The following is an 18104-nucleotide window of genomic DNA, read 5'->3' as shown; positions in this document are numbered from 1 at the left end:
TTTAATTATGTAAATACCGGCCCATCTGAGCAATCATCCCTATCCGCCCCTTGTTTTCAGACGACCCTAACCCCTTATAAATACAAACAATCGACATATCCAAAGTCATAACAAATGCCGTATAATCAAGCCCCAAGTTTCCCCAGCCCTGAAGGTCGTCTGAAAACCATGCACTCAACTTACGCTACCGTACAGCGCGATTTGCTCGAAGCCAATCACCTTTCTCCCGAGCTGCTCGCCAAAAGCCTGAGCATCATCGGCGCGCATCACGTCGATTACGCCGACATCTACTGCCAGCGCACTGCTTTTGAAAGCTGGCACTTGGAAGAGGGTATCGTCAAATCGGGCAGTTTCCAAATCGATCAGGGTGTGGGCGTGCGCGCTGTTTCGGGCGAAAAAACCGCTTTTGCCTATGCGGACAGTTTGTGTATCGATTCGATCAACCGTTCCGCCCAAGCCGTCCGCGTTATCGGTGCGGCAGGCGGCGAAGCTTCTGTCAAAGTACCGTCCGCTGCATACGGCAAATCCGTTCATGCGACGCTGAATCCCATTATCGGTCTCGACTCCGCTGCCAAAGTTGCTTTGTTAAACAAAGTAGAAACGCTTGCCAAAGCCGCCGATCCGCGCATTGTGCAAGTGATGGCGGGGCTGACCTGCGAATACGACATGATTTACATCGCCCGCCTCGACGGCCGACACGCCGCCGACATCCGTCCGATGGTACGCCTGAACGTTACCGTCATCGCCAAACAGGGCGACAGGCGCGAACAGGGCAGCGCGGGCGGTGGCGGACGCTATGACTTGGCTTATTTCGATGAAACTTTGGTGCGGCAGTTTGTCGATTCAGCCGTCAAACAAGCCCTGATTAATCTTGAATCCCGCCCTGCACCCGCGGGCGAAATGACCGTTGTCTTGGGCAACGGCTGGCCGGGCGTGTTGCTGCATGAAGCCGTCGGACACGGCTTGGAAGGCGATTTCAACCGCAAAGAAACCAGTGTCTTTTCAGGTAGAATCGGCGAGCGCGTTGCCGCCAAAGGCGTGACCGTCGTTGACCAAGGCGACATCGCCGACAGACGCGGTTCGCTCAATATCGACGACGAAGGCAACGAAACACGCCGCACCGTATTGATTGAAGACGGCATCTTGGTCGGCTATATGCAGGACGAAACCAACGCTCGCCTGATGGGTACGCAATCCACTGGCAACGGCCGCCGCGAAAGTTACGCCTCCGCCCCCATGCCGCGCATGACCAATACTTTCATGGAAAACGGCGGCTACGAACCCGACGAAATCATCGCGTCTATCGACAAAGGCATTTACGCCGTCAATTTCGGCGGCGGACAGGTGGACATCACCAGTGGCAAATTCGTCTTCAGCGCATCCGAAGCGTGGTGGGTCGAAGGCGGCAAACTGCAATATCCCGTCAAAGGCGCAACCATCATCGGCAACGGCCCTGAAGTGTTGAAACACGTCTCCATGATAGGTAACGATACTGCGTTGGATAGCGGTGTCGGCGTGTGCGGCAAAGATGGGCAGAGTGTTCCTGTCGGCGTCGGGCAACCGACCTTGCGGATTGATTCGGGACTGACCGTCGGTGGCAGTGAGATTTAAGGCAAGTAAAAATAAAACGTCGTCTGAAAACTGTATTGAGGGTTTTCAGACGACGTTTTGTAACATATTCAAGCCAACCCACATTCATTCTACCTGTGGTTTGCCGCCCTCTTCTGCGCCACCATCGGCATCTTGTTAGGAAAGAACTGGCTAAAAAAACAGAAAAAGAAAACGACAGCCTAATGCCTCACAATAAAAGTTGTCTGAAACCGATTTGACATGTATTTCAAACCGATTTCCATTTTCAGACGCCTCCTCCTCCCTCCTCTTCCATTGATATAATGATCACTTTTTCAGACGACCTTTCCTCATGAACATCACCCAAATCCTCTCTCAAGAACTCTCCGCCACCGCCGCCCAAATCACCGCCGCCGTCGACCTTTTGGACGACGGTGCGACCGTGCCGTTTATCGCCCGTTACCGCAAAGAAGCCACGGGCGGGCTGGACGATACGCAGTTGCGCCAGCTTGCCGAGCGGCTGCAATACCTGCGCGAGCTGGAAGAGCGCAAAGCCGTTGTTTTAAAAAGCATTGAAGAGCAAGGCAAACTTTCAGACGACCTCAGGGCGCAAATCGAAGCCGCCGACAACAAAACCGCGCTGGAAGACCTGTATCTGCCCTACAAGCCCAAACGCCGCACCAAGGCGCAAATCGCGCGCGAACACGGGTTGCAGCCGCTGGCAGACGTGTTGCTTGCCGAGCAGCCACAGAACGTGGAAGCCGCCGCGCAAGGTTACCTGAACGAAAACGTCCCCGACGCCAAAGCCGCATTGGACGGCGCGCGCGCGATTCTGATGGAGCAGTTTGCCGAAGACGCGGAACTCATCGGCACGCTGCGCGACAAGCTGTGGAACGAAGCCGAAATCCACGCGCAAGTCGTTGAAGGCAAAGAAACCGAAGGCGAAAAATTCAGCGATTATTTCGACCACCGCGAACCCGTCCGCGCCATGCCCAGCCACCGCGCGCTGGCGGTTTTGCGCGGCCGCAACGAAGGCGTGTTGAACATCGCGCTCAAATACCAGCCCGACGACACGCCGATTACGCAGCAAAGCGAATACGAGCAACTCATCGCCCGCCGTTTCAAGGTTTCAGACGGCCACAAATGGCTGCGCGACACCGTGCGCCTGACTTGGCGTGCAAAAATCTTTTTGTCGCTGGAACTTGAAGCCTTAGGTCGTCTGAAAGAAGCCGCCGACACCGACGCGATTACCGTGTTCGCCCGCAATCTCAAAGACTTGCTGCTCGCTGCGCCTGCCGGACGGCTGACCACTTTGGGTCTCGACCCGGGCTACCGCAACGGCGTGAAATGCGCCGTGGTAGATGACACGGGCAAGCTGCTGGATACCGTCATCGTCTATTTACACCAAGAAAACAATATGTTGGCAACACTGTCGCGCCTGATTAAACAGCACGGCGTGAAGCTCATCGCCATCGGCAATGGCACCGCCAGCCGCGAAACCGACAAAATCGCGGGCGAACTGGTGCGCGGAATGCCGGAAATGGGGCTGCACAAAATCGTCGTGTCCGAAGCCGGCGCGTCGATTTATTCCGCGTCCGAACTGGCGGCACGCGAGTTCCCAGACTTGGACGTTTCCCTGCGCGGCGCGGTGTCCATCGCCCGCAGGCTGCAAGACCCGCTCGCCGAACTGGTCAAAATCGACCCCAAATCCATCGGCGTGGGCCAGTATCAGCACGACGTGAACCAAAGCCAGCTCGCCAAATCACTGGACGCGGTGGTCGAAGACTGCGTGAATGCCGTCGGCGTGGACGTGAACACCGCCTCCGCCCCGCTCTTGGCGCGGATTTCCGGTTTGAATCAAACCCTTGCCCAAAACATCGTCGCCTACCGCGATGAAAACGGCGCGTTCGACAGCCGCAAAAAATTGCTGAAAGTACCGCGTTTGGGCGAAAAAACCTTCGAGCAGGCGGCGGGCTTTTTGCGGATTAACGGCGGCAAAGAGCCGCTGGACGCAAGCGCCGTCCACCCCGAAGCCTATCCCGTCGTCGCCAAAATGCTGGCGCAACAAGGCATTACCGCCGCCGAACTCATCGGCAACCGCGAGCGCGTGAAGCAAATCAAAGCGTCCGACTTTACCGACGAACGCTTCGGCCTGCCGACCATTTTGGACATCCTGTCCGAACTGGAAAAACCCGGCCGCGACCCGCGCGGCGAGTTTCAGACAGCCTCCTTCGCCGAAGGCATCCACGAAATCAGCGACTTGCAAGTCGGCATGATACTCGAAGGCGTAGTTTCCAACGTCGCCAACTTCGGCGCATTCGTGGACATCGGCGTCCATCAGGACGGCTTGGTGCACATCTCCGCCCTGTCTAATAAATTTGTCCAAGACCCGCGCGAAGTGGTGAAAGCCGGCGACGTGGTGAAAGTGAAAGTGCTGGAAGTCGATGCCGCCAGAAAACGTATCGCGCTCACCATGCGCTTGGATGACGAACCAGGCGGCGCAACCAAAGGCAACAGGTCGTCTGAAACCCGACATCAGGAACGCCGCGACCGCAAACCCCAACGCAACGACCGCACCCCGACCAATTCGGCGATGGCGGATGCGTTTGCGAAGTTGAAGCGGTAACATTAGTCTGAAGTGCTATTTAAAGTAAAACCGTTTTGAAACAAATAAATAAAATTAAATTGTAAAAAAAATCCCGTTTTTTTATCATATCGAAGCGATATAGCAAAAAAATGGGATTTTTTTATTAATTAACCGAAAACCTAAAATGTACTCGATCGAACAATTCCCTCCCGAAGCAGACCTCGAAACGGTCCCTGTCTTGAAAAAACTGAATTCCGCACATCGTTATCTGGCCGAATTAAAAGGTATCTGCCGCAACATTCCCAACCAAGGCATTCTGATTAACACGCTGTCTTTGCAGGAAGCCAAAGACAGTTCGGAAATCGAAAATATCATTACCACCCATGACGAACTGTTCCGTGCAGGAATATCGGCAAGTCCATCCAGTCCTACCATCAAAGAAGTGCAAAATTATGCTTCAGCGCTGCATTGCGGCTTCGACCTTATCCAAAAACACGGAATGCTGACCAACAATCATATTTTGACGATACAGGCCGAGTTGGAAAAGAACCGTGCCGGATTCCGTAAACAGTCGGGGACGATGCTGAGAAACGACCGTACCGGCGAAACCGTCTATACGCCGCCGCAACATACGGACGACATCATCCGCCTGATGAGCAGATTGGAAGCATTTATCAACGACGACAACACGGAAAAACCTATCGACCCGCTTATCCGCATGGCGCTGCTCCATCACCAGTTTGAAAGCATTCACCCGTTTTACGACGGCAACGGCAGAACAGGCAGGATTATCAATGTGCTGTATCTGGTTTTAACCGGATTGCTGGATATTCCAGTCTTATACCTCAGCCGCTATCTAGTACGGAACAAAAGCGAATATTACCGCCTGCTGCAACACGTACGCGATACGGGTGAATGGGAAGGCTGGCTGCTGTATATGCTGGAAGCTGTGGAACAAACCGCCAAGGACGGCATCGATACCGTGCAGCAGATCCATCAGGCGATGCTGGACTACAAACACCGCATCAGGGAAAACTTCAACTTCTACAGCCAAGACCTGATTAACCACCTGTTCAATCATCCCTACACAAAAATCGATTTCCTGATGAAAACGCTGAAAGTTTCCCGCCCCAGTGCCGCCAAATACCTGGACGAACTGACAGAAGGCGGATTCCTGCACAAAGAAAAGATAGGCAGAAGCAACTACTATATCAATATCGCGCTGATGAATATTTTATTACCAACTGATTAATAACATTTGAAACTTACCCAATATCGAATCAATATATTGCTTACCTGACGCCCGATGGCTTATCGATACGAACAAGCGTATAGTTTGAGATATTGCAAACCCATCATCACCACCCAAGGAGTCCAAACTATGAAACCTGTTTTGTTTGCCGCACTGATTTCCTGTTTTTCCGTTGCTGCCTATGCGGCTTGCGCCGACAGCCAGCAGCAGTGTGTGATTTATAAAAACGGCAATGTGGCGACTGAAGGCGGCTGTTCGGTCAACAAGTGTCAGAATGCCGATGCGCAGGTGTTGAAATGGAAGCTGAAAAACGGTAAAGGCGTAACCGTGGAAATCGGGAAAAACGGCAAAGTTTTGGTGAACAAAAAACCGGGAGCGAAGGCGAACAACAGCAACGCGGCAGGCATGGGCTTGACGTGTTATGCCGCCGATGCGGACAAGCGTGAGCAGTTCTGCTCGACCAATTATTGATACGACCAGCATGAAAAAGGTCGTCTGAACATTTTTCAGACGACCTTTCATATTTATACGGACACGCCGACTGCGCGGGCAATTGCCAACCCCTCTTCCGCGCTCATGTAAACAGGGCTTTCAGGGCGGTCGCTGCGGACAATATCGCCGTCTCGGAACATGACTAATTCATCAACAGCTAATTGCGACCAAGTTTCGTCTCGGGTCAAGGGCAGTGTGGCAATAACGGAGACTTTGTCATTCGGGGTGGTAACTGCGGAAAAATCGACCATCACGTCATCATCCAAAAGCCGTGCCTTGCCGAAAGGAGCTTTGCGCACGATATAGTGCAGCAGCGTGCTGGCATGTGCAAACAGGCAGTCGCCGTTGGACATCACAAAATTGAACAATCCAAAGCGGCGAATTTCGTGAGTTAGCGCAGCAACGGCATCAAACAAAGTATCGGAATCAGGTTTCTCAGCAAAACGGCTGCGAAGCCGGTTGAGGATATAACAAAATGCACGTTCGGAGTCGGTCGTACCGACAGCATGGTAATACTCGCCTTGTTCCGGATAAAAATCAATCAAATGCCCGTTATGCGCAAAGAGCCAATATTCGCCCCACATTTCGCGCATAAAAGGATGGGTATTGGCCAAAGAAGTCTGCCCTTGCGAGGCTTTACGGATGTGGGCGATGACGTTTTCAGATTTAATTTGATAGGCGCGAACCAAGTCGGCAACCGGAGAATTTGCGCTGGGCTTATCATCGTGAAACAATCGTACACCTTTCCCTTCAAAGAAACCGATACCGAATCCATCGGCGTGATGGTCGGTAATGCCGCCGCGGCGGCGGAAACCCTCGAAGGAAAACATAATGTCCGTTGGGGTATTACAGTTCATGCCGAGCAGTTGGCACATAATTTTGACCTTTATTGTTTTAATAGGAATAGAACAGTCGGATTATGGTACATTGGACAATCCGTTTCAATAGACACGATACAGTATCCCCACAAAATCAATACAACTCTTCATAGCAGGACATCACAATAATAAAAACCGGATTTCAAAATGAAATCCGGTCTACGATATATTCAAATTTAAAGCATTCATCAAAGGTATTTAGCTGCCAAATATCCTGCCGCTACCAAGCCGAATATAGCCAACACACCCAAAACAGAAACTAGAACAATCATGTTGCGCTTGGAAGTAAGGGCCTCCAGTCTAGGATCCTGTCCCAACTCCTGCCGCAATTTGCTTTCAAGTTCGGCACGGATCTCTTTCCGCATCAACTTCTCTTCCCGCTCTTTTTCAAGTTGCAATTTATGAGCGATTTCAGCTTGTTTTTTATGTTCGAACGCAACCTTTTCCTGCCATTCTATGCGTTTGCGTTGGATAATTTGTTCGGTTGCACTGGCAAAATGGAAATGGCAGACGGCACATTCATCCGCTGCCACATCCTCAGTAATCGTCATACAAACGGGACATTGCTTTAAAGAGGTCTCCTCATTGTCACCTTCAGTCTCGCTTACCTGCAACTCCATGGATTGACGCACAATAACATCAAGCCCCAAGTAGTTGAAATACTGCTGCGCATTCTCGCGCTCGTCCTGTGTACAATTCTCGGCAATAATCGCTTGCGGACGTTCAGAAAGTGCCTGAACCAAATCTTCTGCTTCTTTTTCCGGCAAGTTATCATATAGGCATGCATTGATACGCTCATGATCGACATCTGGCGGATAAGAAACATAGACATCGTAAAGTTTGTCAGAGTTTTTCATTGTTATCCTAGAACAAACCGAACTTTTAATCCCATTCACGGAAACCGGCTTGATTTTCCTATACCATAATACACGGCAGCGATCCGTCAACTTATCATCTGACTTAGACACCACTCCCGAAATTTATTAAATTACTCAAATATCTGATAGTTATCCCTTTAGATAAACAACCCTATCGGCAAAAAACCAGATGCAAATCAAATAACAGACAACATAATAGTACATGAGTAAATATTCCCAAAGGGAATTATAGATTATAAGACAGATGATTTTTATTGGAAAGCAATTACAAACGAAAGGCCGTTTGTATAAACAAACGGCCTTTTTTTATCTACATATGGTTCAAACTGAGAAGGATGAACCACAACCGCAAGTCGTTTCCGCATTCGGATTACGAATAACAAATTGCGATCCTTGCAAACTTTCAGTGTAATCAATTTCCGCACCAACCAAATATTGGTAGCTCATCGGGTCCACCAAGAAAGTCAGGCCGTTTTTCTGAATTTCAAAATCGTCATCATTTTTGATTTCATCAAAAGTAAAACCATACTGGAATCCCGAACAACCTCCGCCATTAACAAACACGCGTAATTTCAAATCGGGATTGTTTTCTTCTGCAATCAAATCGGCAACCTTGGTACAGCAGCTATCAGTGAAAATAATTGGACTTTCGTCTGACATGATGTGTTTCCTTTTATATGAATATTTTCGATATTGTCCTGCAAACCTTAACCTAAAGCAAGTCTGCCCTCAGATTGACCGGCATCAAGAGTTGCAGCTTCACGGACTTCTCCATGCAAGATGGAGTCCACTTCTATATTTATCAATAGAGATAAAAACCATAAACCACTACTTAACAAGTCGTCTGAAAATACAAGGACTACACCATTCAAATATTTCGCCCGAACCACTCGACACGCCCGATAATGGCAACATCGTCCGTCAAATTATTCAAATCAATTTCAAAAGTCGGATAAGCCTCATTGGCGGAAATCACATTCACCACCCCGCCTGGCATCAGCTGTAATCGTTTTACCAACAAATTCTCATTAAGCCTCAAAACGTACAGCCCATCCTTCGGCGCAGTCTCAGCATGATTGATTAAAATAGTATCCCCATCATTCAAAACCCCTTCCATAGAATCCCCCTTGACCGAAATAACGGAAAGGTTTTTAGTATCACGGGTAACATAATTTTCTACCCAATACCGACGGAATGCCATGGTAAAAACAGGTTTTTCATCACCTACTAACCGCCCATGTCCGGCGGCAGCCTGGATATCATAACGAGGAACAAAGACAAACTCGTCGATATCAACCGGATTACCCAATGTATCATAAGCAACTGCAGTAGAAGACGGAACTTGCACATTAGGGAACGGACTCCCCTCCCCAGTCAACAGCCAGTCAATACTGCAACCTTTCAGTTGTTTGATTTTTTTTAGAGTTTCCGATTTCGGCAAACCGCCTTCGTTCCAAATCCTACTAAATCCCGCAATGGTCATATCAATGTCTGCGGCAATTTTGGCTTGGCGCGCTTCGTCTTTCCACAAAAATACCAATCTGTCTTTAAATGTATCCATATCGATCCTCAGGCTGAAATGCGCCTCCTACAATGAAGCACTTGTGGGTTTATTTTACCTTAGTTTTATTAAAAATGTAAGAAAAATATTAGTTGAATTAAGAAAAAGTATTGCATTTTTTGTTTTTGCTTAGTATGATTCTTCTAACGCTTCAAACAAACCAGGCCTTCCTCAGCCATAATCAGGTAAAACATGGCATATATTACGATGATTGTAATCAGATTTTCATGAAGCAAAGGCTGTTTGACACAAGCAAGTAAGAAAAATCTTAGTTTCATTTGATTGGAGGATATAATGAACCGTTACCGTAAAAATGCATGGCTCGCCGTCGCTGCCTTCGTTTTAGGATTTTTGGCATTTCCTTTCAGTTATTCAGAAGCCCATCAATCTTCCGAACAAAATCTCTCTGCCGAGATGTGCGACCGCCTTAGCGGAATGGTCTCCGACAAAATGGACGGTATCCAATTATCCGTTGCCCAAGAATGCGATACACTCGAAGCCTCACACGATTGGGAACAACAATACGGTGGACTAAACGAACATGAGATAATTGCAGGCATTGTGTACGAATAACTGCTGTATTTCCGAAACTATGCAGGTTTATAGAATACCGAACCTACTTTTCACAACAAACCAAAGCTTTTCAGACGACCTTCTATGTCGTCTGAAAATACTTTCTCCGAGCAAACAAGGCATTTATATCAAACGTACGGGCATGAGGCTAACAAACCGGTTTGACCCGTACTGAAATACTGACCACTACTGTACATTAAGGGTCGTCTGAAAATTTTCAGACGACCCTTAATGTCTAAAATTCTACAAACTTCCCGCCGATATCCAATCAAAACTTAGTACGAACTGTCCTTCTCTAACAGAAACCCCATTTTTATTTTACAATATCGCCCTTTACCTTTCATTCCAGCTTCCTTATGAACGAACACGTTTCCGTCCCATCCCCTGTCGGTGAAGACTACCTGCTGTTAGGTCAATACGCCGAACGCGCCTATCTCGAATACGCCATGAGCGTGGTCAAAGGCCGCGCGCTGCCTGAAGTTTCAGACGGCCAAAAGCCCGTGCAGCGGCGCATTTTGTTTGCCATGCGCGATATGGGTTTGATGGCGGGGGCGAAGCCGGTGAAATCGGCGCGCGTGGTCGGCGAGATTTTGGGTAAATACCACCCGCACGGCGACAGTTCCGCCTATGAGGCGATGGTACGGATGGCGCAGGATTTTACCTTGCGCTACCCCTTAATCGACGGCATCGGCAACTTTGGTTCACGCGACGGCGACGGGGCGGCGGCGATGCGTTACACCGAAGCGCGGCTGACGCCGATTGCGGAATTGCTGTTGTCCGAAATCAATCAGGGTACGGTGGATTTCGTGCCGAACTACGACGGCGCGTTTGACGAGCCTGTACACCTGCCCGCCCGCCTGCCCATGGTGCTGCTCAACGGTGCGTCTGGCATCGCGGTGGGCATGGCGACCGAAATTCCGTCGCACAATTTGAATGAAGTCACGCAGGCGGCGATTGCGTTGTTGAAGAAACCGACACTGGAAACCGCCGACCTGATGCAATATATTCCTGCGCCCGACTTTGCCGGCGGCGGTCAAATCATTACGCCGGCGGACGAATTGCGCCGTATTTACGAAACCGGCAAGGGCAGCGTGCGCGTGCGTGCGCGTTATGAAATCGAGAAATTGGCGCGCGGACAGTGGCGCGTGATTGTGACTGAGCTGCCGCCAAACGCCAATTCCGCCAAAATCCTTGCCGAAATCGAAGAACAAACCAACCCGAAACCGAAAGCAGGCAAAAAACAGCTGAACCAAGACCAGCTCAACACCAAAAAGCTGATGCTGGATTTAATCGACCGCGTGCGCGACGAGTCCGACGGCGAACATCCCGTGCACCTTGTGTTCGAACCGAAATCCAGCCGCATCGATACGGATACCTTCATCAACACGCTGATGGCGCAGACTTCGCTGGAAGGCAATGTGTCCATGAACTTGGTGATGATGGGGCTGGACAACCGCCCCGCGCAGAAAAACCTGAAAACGATTTTGCAGGAATGGTTGGATTTCCGCATCGTTACCGTAACACGCCGTCTGAAATTCCGTTTGAACCAAGTGGAAAAACGGCTGCACATCCTTGAAGGTCGTCTGAAAGTCTTTCTGCACATCGACGAAGTGATTAAAGTCATCCGCGAATCAGACGACCCGAAAGCCGATTTGATGGCGGCGTTCGGGCTGACCGAAATCCAAGCCGAAGACATTTTGGAAATCCGCCTGCGCCAGTTGGCGCGTTTGGAAGGTTTCAAACTCGAAAAAGAATTGAACGAATTGCGCGAAGAACAAGGTCGTCTAAATATCCTTTTGGGCGACGAAAACGAAAAACGCAAGCTGATTATCAAAGAGATGCAGGCGGACATGAAGCAGTTCGGCGATGCGCGCCGCACGCTGGTGGAAGAGGCCGGACGCGCCGTGTTGACGCAGACTACCGCCGACGAACCCATCACACTGATTTTGTCGGAAAAAGGCTGGATACGCAGCCGTGCCGGACACAATCTCGATTTGAGCCAAACCGCGTTCAAAGAAGGCGACCGCCTCAAACAAACCCTTGAAGGTCGCACCGTTTTACCTGTCGTCATCCTCGATTCATTGGGCAGAACCTACACGCTTGATGCCGCCGAAATCCCTGGCGGACGCGGCGACGGCGTGCCGGTTTCATCGTTAATCGAGCTGCAAAACGGCGCGAAACCCGTTGCCATGCTCACCGGACAGCCCGAACGACATTACCTGCTCTCAGGCAGCGGCGGCTACGGCTTCATCGCCAAACTGGGCGATATGGTCGGACGCGTGAAAGCGGGCAAAGTGGTGATGACCGTGGACAGCGGCGAAACCGTCCTGCTGCCGATTGCGGTTTATGCTTCTTCGCTCATCAATCCCGACTGCAAAATTGTACTGGCAAGCAGCGACCACCGCCTCTTGGCGTTTTCCATTGGCGAACTCAAAGTCATGCCCAAAGGGCGCGGTTTGCAGTTGATGTCGCTGACCGAAGGCGCATCTTTGGAACATGTCCTCGTGACCACGTCTGCGGAATTTATCGTCGAAACCGTCGGCAAGCGCGGTGCGGCGCATCAGGAAAAATTGCGCATTTGCGACATCGACGGCAAGCGCGGCAAAAAAGGGAAGGTTTTGGACGTATCAGGTCGTCTGAAAACCTTGTCCGCGACTTCCGTATAAACAACAAAAGGCGCGGTAACACATTGAAAACCTAGAAAACACGGTCGTTTTATGTTATGCTGACAAAATTAAAAAAATATTTACGACCGTCTGCGGAAATATCGCAGAACGATTTCAAAAACAGGTACTAATAATGATAAAAATAAACAAAAAGGGTTGCGGATATGAGTAAATCCGGCTTTCAGGAACTGGGAAACCTGAGCGAGCGGATACCCGGTTTAATCAATATCGCCCGCATAGCCATCGTGCTGCCGCTGTTGGTTATGCATGCTTTCGGCGTTTACAGCAATGGCACCCATGTCGGTATGTCATTCCCTCCTGTCGAATTTTACAGTTGGGCAGCGCTGTATTCCTTCCTCATCTTGTTATCCGTCGCCCGTCCGGACTGGCAATGGCAGACTTTGGATTTGCCCAATGCCAGCGCAGTCGTCGATATTTCGATGATGATGATACTGGTGTATATCGCCGGCGGAGTCGATTCGGGTTTCGGTATCCTTGTCCTTCCTTTTGTCGCGACGTCCTGTCTCCTCAGCTACGGGCATTACCCTATGCTGTACGCAGGCTACGCGTCCATGCTGTTTTTCTTCAATCTGCTGCTCGACGGCAGCATCCGCCTGCATCCGTTTGATTGGGATACGCAGCCTCTGATTACTACGGTTCTGCTTAGCGGCGCGTGTTACCTCGTTGCCATGCTGACTTCGTTCGCCGCCCGCTATCTGGAACAAGCAACCGAATCCGCCAGCCGCCATCAGCTTGCCTACCGCCGTATCAGCGGGTTGAACCGCCTCGTTCTCAACCGCGTGCAGGAAGCCGTTATCGTCATCGACAGCACCCAACGCGTCTGGCTTTTTAACAAACAGGCAAAAACCTATTTCCCTGGTTTGGTGGTTGACCAGCAAGAAGTCGTGTTCGGCGAATTGGTTACACGCTGGCAATATCATCCCGACAAACCGTTTGAAACCGATATCCACATCTTTCAACACGCCATGCACGTCCGCGCCGTCCCGCTGATTCAGGAACAGACGGAACTGCTCATGTTGTATGTCCGCTCGCTGCGCGAAGTCGCGGCAGAAGCTATGTCTACCAAGCTCACCTCGCTCGGACAGCTTACCGCGAACCTCGCCCACGAAATCCGCAATCCGATGTCCGCCATCCGTCATGCCAGCGATTTGCTGCAAGAAAGTGATGACGATGCCGAACCCGATCCCGTTAAAGCCAAGCTTTGCGGTATCATCGACAGCAACATCCAGCGCATCGACAAAATGTTGGAAGACATCTCCCTGCTCAACAAACGCGACAACATCAGCCGCGAGCCGATTAACCTGATGAAATTCTGGCTCGACTTCAAACAAGAGTTCACACTCAACAATTCCGAAGCCATCGGCTGCCTGCGCATGAACATGGACGGCAACAACCTTACCGTCCTCGCTGATGTGATGCACATCCAACAAATCATGTGGAACCTCTGCAATAACGCATGGAGGCACAGCCGTCAGGACGAAAACGCGATTACCGTCCTGATCCGCCCCAGCGGCAGGATGCACATTTCCATCGTCGTTGCCGATAACGGCAAAGGCATTTCGCCCGAAGTCCGCAACCATCTCTTCGAGCCGTTCTACACCACTGAAAAACAAGGTACGGGATTGGGATTGTACGTTGCCCGCGAACTGGCACACGCCAATATGGGTCAACTCCATTACCACCCCGAAATGAACGGATTCGAACTGATTTTACCGAGAGAACACAATGAGTAAGCTGCAAGACCCAGTATTGGTCGTCGACGACGAGGCCGACATCCGTGACTTGATGGAAATGACGCTGATGAAGATGGGGTTGCGCGTGCAGACCGCCGTCGGCGTAGAAGATGCCAAAGACAAGCTTGACAACAACGACTATTCCCTCGTCTTGACCGATATGCGGATGCCCGACGGCTCCGGTCTCGAAGTCGTCCAATACATAGACGAACTCATGCTCGACACCCCTGTCGCCGTCATTACCGCCTTCGGTAATGCCGACCAGGCGGTCGAAGCCCTTAATGCGGGTGCGTTCGACTACCTGCAAAAGCCGATTACCCTTTCCCAACTTCGCTCGCTGGTTAAATCCGCCGTCTCTGTTTCCAACAGCACCGACGAAATTACCCAGCCGCCAACCGAAAAACCGTCCGCGCCCGTCGCTGCCGCATTCAACAAGCCCAAAACTCCGCCCAAGCCACCCAAACGCGACTTGAGCGGCTCCGTTACCGTTCCTGAAGGTCTGCGTTCCATGAAAGAACGCTTTGCCACCGGTGAAATCGCTATGCGTGCGAACGAAGACGTGCCCGAATTGGGTGGCGAAGAAGATATGCCGCGGCTGCTCGGCAGTTCGCCCCAAATGGTTGAAGTCCGCCACCTTATCCGCCGCCTCGCCCGCAGCGGCGTGCCCGTTTATATTTCCGGCGAGTCGGGTACCGGTAAAGAGCAGGCGGCGCGTACCATCCACGAATTGTCCGATCGCGCCGACAAGCCCTTTATCGCGGTCAACTGCGGCGCGATTCCTGAAAACCTGATGGAAAGCGAATTCTTCGGCTACAAAAAAGGCAGCTTTACCGGCGCCGACCAAGACCGTCTCGGGTTCTTCCAACACGCCGACGGCGGCACATTGTTCCTCGACGAAGTTGCCGACTTGCCGCTTGCCATGCAAGTCAAACTCCTGCGCGCCATTCAAGAAAAAGCTGTGCGCCGCATCGGTGATGCTCGCGAAACTTTCGTCGATGTCCGTATCATCTGCGCCACCCATAAAAACCTCGAAGCCCTCGTTGACAGCGGCGCGTTCCGCCAAGACTTATATTACCGCCTCAACGTCGTTACCCTGCACATGCCGCCCCTGCGCGAAATGCGTGAAGACTTGGGCGCGCTGATTTTGTACCTACTCTACAAACACCGCCACGGTACGCAAACCTACAAACTCAGTCCCAAAGCGCAAGAAGCCCTGCTGCATTACAGCTATCCCGGCAACTTCCGCGAACTTGAAAACATCCTCGAACGCGCCGTCGCCCTGACTGTTGGACAAGTTATCCAGCTAGACGACTTGCAAATCCAAAATACGCCGACACCAAAAAACGACCATCCAAACCTCGATCTCGATGACATCGTCGATTCCGAAACACAAAAAGGCGAAACTTTGGATCATCAGCCGCTTCCGCCGTTTGACCCGCGCACCATGCAGATTCAAGACTACCTTGACCAAATCGAGCGCGGCATTATCGAACAAGCGTTGCAGCAAACCCGTTACAACCGCACTCAGGCTGCCAAGCTTTTGGGCATCAGCTTCCGCTCCATGCGCTACCGTATGGAACGTTTGGACATCAATTAAGTTTGCATTTGCATTATCTGCACGTTTAGGAAGCAAAACCTAAACGTATGTTTTAGATATAGAGGTTGAGTTTAAATTAGGACAAAATCGCGGATAGTATAGACAGTACGAAACCAGTCCACTTGGTACGCTCATACTTAGGGAGCCATTCTCTCTATACTGCGACATTGCAACGCAATATTGATTTAAACTTAGCCTGCTATATATCTCCATTCAAATCACAAGCATTCAAAACCAACCGGCAACAGCGTGAAACAGATAAGCCATACCGCTCCATACCCATCTACTTACTGCAACCGTTATCCAACCCATCAACACCAGCGCAATCAAGCCGAAAAAATCAGGCAGATGCAGATACAACCAAGCCGCAACAGGTTTGCGCCAAAAATCTGATTGTTGTTGTTTCTTTTCCAAAGCCGTGTGCATAAACGGACGCTCCAAATGTATGTCGTAGTCGATGCCATACTCACTACGCACATGCTCATTGATAACTTTCAAAGTACGGCGGCTCGGCTGTAAGAAAATATCAATAAGCGTAGCGACAACAGGAATCATGCCGAGCAACATATCGGCAAAAGCAAGATATACAGCAGGACGCATTTTATGATCCGGCACGCCCAACTCCCGCCCCATGCGAAAAGCCTTCATCGTCAACAAAAGTCCGGCAATATCCCCAACAAAAGGAATCAGCGACAATATGGCATCAACGCCGATGCCCTGCTTGGTAAAAGGAATGCAAAACAAACTATCCATAGTATTGGCATATTTAGCCAACTCGCGCTCACGTCGGATGATTTCCTGACGTTCATAAGGTATAGGTGTGTGTTTCATAATGATTTTATTGTATTGGGTTAATAAAAGGGTTTTGACAAACAAAATTTATTTTAATAATTTCTTTTTCAATATTGCCAATAGCATTTTATACAAATTTTCATTCAGGGACGATGCAAAATTCGATTGTCTTTTAAGGGGAAGACTTAATTACGGATTTAAGATGGCTGGACTGTTGGGATTCATGCTGCTGAAATTAAATTATAGTAAAACGTTTAAGGTACGCCAAAATAATCATAGAAAATATCTTCATGATATTCTTAGAGTTAAATGAGATGATCTACCGAAATATCAAAATAATGCCGTGATATTAATTGATATCCAAGATACAAAAAATATATATACAGTTATAATTCAAGGCTGTACTGTATCTTAGACCCATCCCATGAAAAAAATCCTCGTTACCGGCGGCGCGGGCTTTATCGGCTCGGCAGTGGTCCGCCACATCATCCAAAATACCCAAGATTCTGTCATCAATCTCGACAAGTTAACTTACGCGGGCAATCTCGAATCGCTGACCGACGTAGCCAACAGCCCTCGTTACGCTTTTGAGCAAGTGGATATCTGTGATCGTGCCGAACTTGACCGCGTATTTACGCAACACCAGCCCGATGCCGTGATGCACTTGGCGGCGGAAAGTCATGTTGACCGCTCGATTGATTCTGCCGGCGAATTCATCCAAACCAACATCGTCGGCACGTTCAACCTACTGGAAGCTGCGCGTGCCTATTGGCAGCAAATGTCGTCTGAAAAACGCGAAGCTTTCCGTTTCCACCATATTTCCACCGATGAAGTTTATGGCGACTTGCACGGTACGGATGATTTGTTTACCGAAACCACGCCCTACGCCCCGTCCAGCCCCTACTCCGCTTCCAAGGCTTCCAGCGACCATCTCGTCCGCGCATGGCTGCGCACTTACGGACTGCCGACCATCGTAACCAACTGCTCGAACAACTATGGCCCTTATCACTTCCCCGAAAAACTCATTCCGTTGATGATTCTGAACGCGCTCGATGGCAAACCCCTGCCCGTGTACGGCGACGGGATGCAAATCCGCGACTGGCTGTTTGTCGAAGACCACGCCCGCGCGCTGTATCAGGTTGTTACCGAAGGCGTCGTCGGCGAAACCTACAATATCGGTGGCCACAACGAAAAAGCCAATATTGAAGTGGTCAAAACCATCTGCGCACTGCTGGAAGAACTCGTTCCTGAAAAACCTGCCGGCGTAGCACGGTACGAAGATTTGATTACCTTCGTGCAAGACCGCCCTGGTCATGATGTGCGCTACGCCATCGACGCCGCCAAAATCGGCAGGGAACTGGGTTGGAAACCGCAGGAAACGTTTGAATCCGGTATCCGCAAAACAGTGCAATGGTATTTGGACAACAAAACCTGGTGGCAAAACGTATTGAACGGCAGCTACCGTTTGGAACGTTTAGGTAAGTTGTAAACTATGCAATCCTTCT

Annotated in this window: 14 protein-coding genes; 9 read left to right on the top strand and 5 right to left on the bottom strand. The window is 50.3% G+C overall.

Features of this window, described 5'->3' with window-relative positions:
• Window positions 1–114 precede the first annotated feature (114 nt).
• The 4 genes from tldD (at window position 115) to J7445_RS11920 (ending at window position 5879) form a co-directional block, all read left to right on the top strand.
• Window positions 115–1611, top strand: coding sequence for a metalloprotease TldD (gene tldD, locus J7445_RS11935; protein ID WP_209283077.1), 1497 nt, complete (start codon window positions 115–117; stop codon window positions 1609–1611).
• 310 nt (window positions 1612–1921) lie between these two features.
• Window positions 1922–4195 carry a Tex family protein gene (locus J7445_RS11930; RefSeq protein ID WP_070654726.1) on the top strand — a complete coding sequence of 758 codons (2274 nt, stop codon included), beginning with the start codon at window positions 1922–1924 and terminating at the stop codon, window positions 4193–4195.
• 145 nt (window positions 4196–4340) lie between these two features.
• A complete protein-coding gene (locus tag J7445_RS11925) occupies window positions 4341–5408 on the top strand; it encodes a Fic family protein (protein WP_070654724.1) in 1068 nt (355 codons plus the stop codon).
• Between the two features lie 129 nt (window positions 5409–5537).
• Window positions 5538–5879 carry a hypothetical protein gene (locus tag J7445_RS11920; RefSeq protein WP_045072473.1) on the top strand — a complete coding sequence of 114 codons (342 nt, stop codon included), beginning with the start codon at window positions 5538–5540 and terminating at the stop codon, window positions 5877–5879.
• 53 nt (window positions 5880–5932) lie between these two features.
• Here the strand turns inward: J7445_RS11920 and J7445_RS11915 are convergent, their stop codons facing one another.
• The 4 genes from J7445_RS11915 to J7445_RS11900 form a co-directional block, all read right to left on the bottom strand.
• Window positions 5933–6775 carry a class II glutamine amidotransferase gene (locus tag J7445_RS11915; RefSeq protein WP_049226585.1) on the bottom strand — a complete coding sequence of 281 codons (843 nt, stop codon included), beginning with the start codon at window positions 6773–6775 and terminating at the stop codon, window positions 5933–5935.
• A 191-nt stretch (window positions 6776–6966) separates the two neighbouring features.
• A complete protein-coding gene (locus J7445_RS11910; protein ID WP_070654723.1) occupies window positions 6967–7635 on the bottom strand; it encodes a hypothetical protein in 669 nt (222 codons plus the stop codon).
• A 342-nt stretch (window positions 7636–7977) separates the two neighbouring features.
• The gene (erpA, locus tag J7445_RS11905) at window positions 7978–8316 is read right to left on the bottom strand and encodes an iron-sulfur cluster insertion protein ErpA (RefSeq protein ID WP_003680162.1); all 339 of its coding nucleotides are present in this window, start codon (window positions 8314–8316) and stop codon (window positions 7978–7980) included.
• A gap of 208 nt (window positions 8317–8524) precedes the next feature.
• Complete coding sequence (locus J7445_RS11900) at window positions 8525–9217, bottom strand: S24 family peptidase (protein ID WP_039408255.1); 693 nt, start codon at window positions 9215–9217, stop codon at window positions 8525–8527.
• Window positions 9218–9511: 294 nt separating this feature from the next.
• Between J7445_RS11900 and J7445_RS11895 the strand changes: the two genes are divergently transcribed.
• From J7445_RS11895 to J7445_RS11880, 4 genes are all read left to right on the top strand, one after another.
• Window positions 9512–9790: a hypothetical protein gene (locus J7445_RS11895; RefSeq protein ID WP_019271728.1), complete on the top strand. Its 279-nt coding sequence runs from the start codon at window positions 9512–9514 to the stop codon at window positions 9788–9790.
• A 356-nt stretch (window positions 9791–10146) separates the two neighbouring features.
• On the top strand, window positions 10147–12456 hold the full coding sequence (parC, locus tag J7445_RS11890; RefSeq protein ID WP_070654721.1) for a DNA topoisomerase IV subunit A: 2310 nt from the start codon (window positions 10147–10149) through the stop codon (window positions 12454–12456).
• A gap of 164 nt (window positions 12457–12620) precedes the next feature.
• Window positions 12621–14210 carry a sensor histidine kinase gene (locus tag J7445_RS11885; protein WP_070654719.1) on the top strand — a complete coding sequence of 530 codons (1590 nt, stop codon included), beginning with the start codon at window positions 12621–12623 and terminating at the stop codon, window positions 14208–14210.
• On the top strand, window positions 14203–15807 hold the full coding sequence (locus tag J7445_RS11880) for a sigma-54-dependent transcriptional regulator (RefSeq protein WP_070654717.1): 1605 nt from the start codon (window positions 14203–14205) through the stop codon (window positions 15805–15807). Before J7445_RS11885 ends, J7445_RS11880 begins: the two co-directional genes overlap by 8 nt.
• A 228-nt stretch (window positions 15808–16035) precedes the next feature.
• On the opposite strand, the gene J7445_RS11875 is transcribed toward J7445_RS11880, so the two are convergent.
• Window positions 16036–16638 (bottom strand): DUF4112 domain-containing protein, encoded by a 603-nt coding sequence (locus J7445_RS11875; RefSeq protein ID WP_070654715.1) that lies wholly within the window; start codon window positions 16636–16638, stop codon window positions 16036–16038.
• Window positions 16639–17023: 385 nt separating this feature from the next.
• Between J7445_RS11875 and rffG the strand changes: the two genes are divergently transcribed.
• On the top strand, window positions 17024–18088 hold the full coding sequence (rffG, locus tag J7445_RS11870; RefSeq protein WP_070654713.1) for a dTDP-glucose 4,6-dehydratase: 1065 nt from the start codon (window positions 17024–17026) through the stop codon (window positions 18086–18088).
• Window positions 18089–18104 lie beyond the last annotated feature (16 nt).

Source organism: Neisseria sicca (assembly GCF_017753665.1).
Classification (GTDB): domain Bacteria; phylum Pseudomonadota; class Gammaproteobacteria; order Burkholderiales; family Neisseriaceae; genus Neisseria; species Neisseria flava.
Note: the sequence above shows the minus strand (reverse complement) of the source record. Positions and strands in the feature narration are given on the sequence as shown.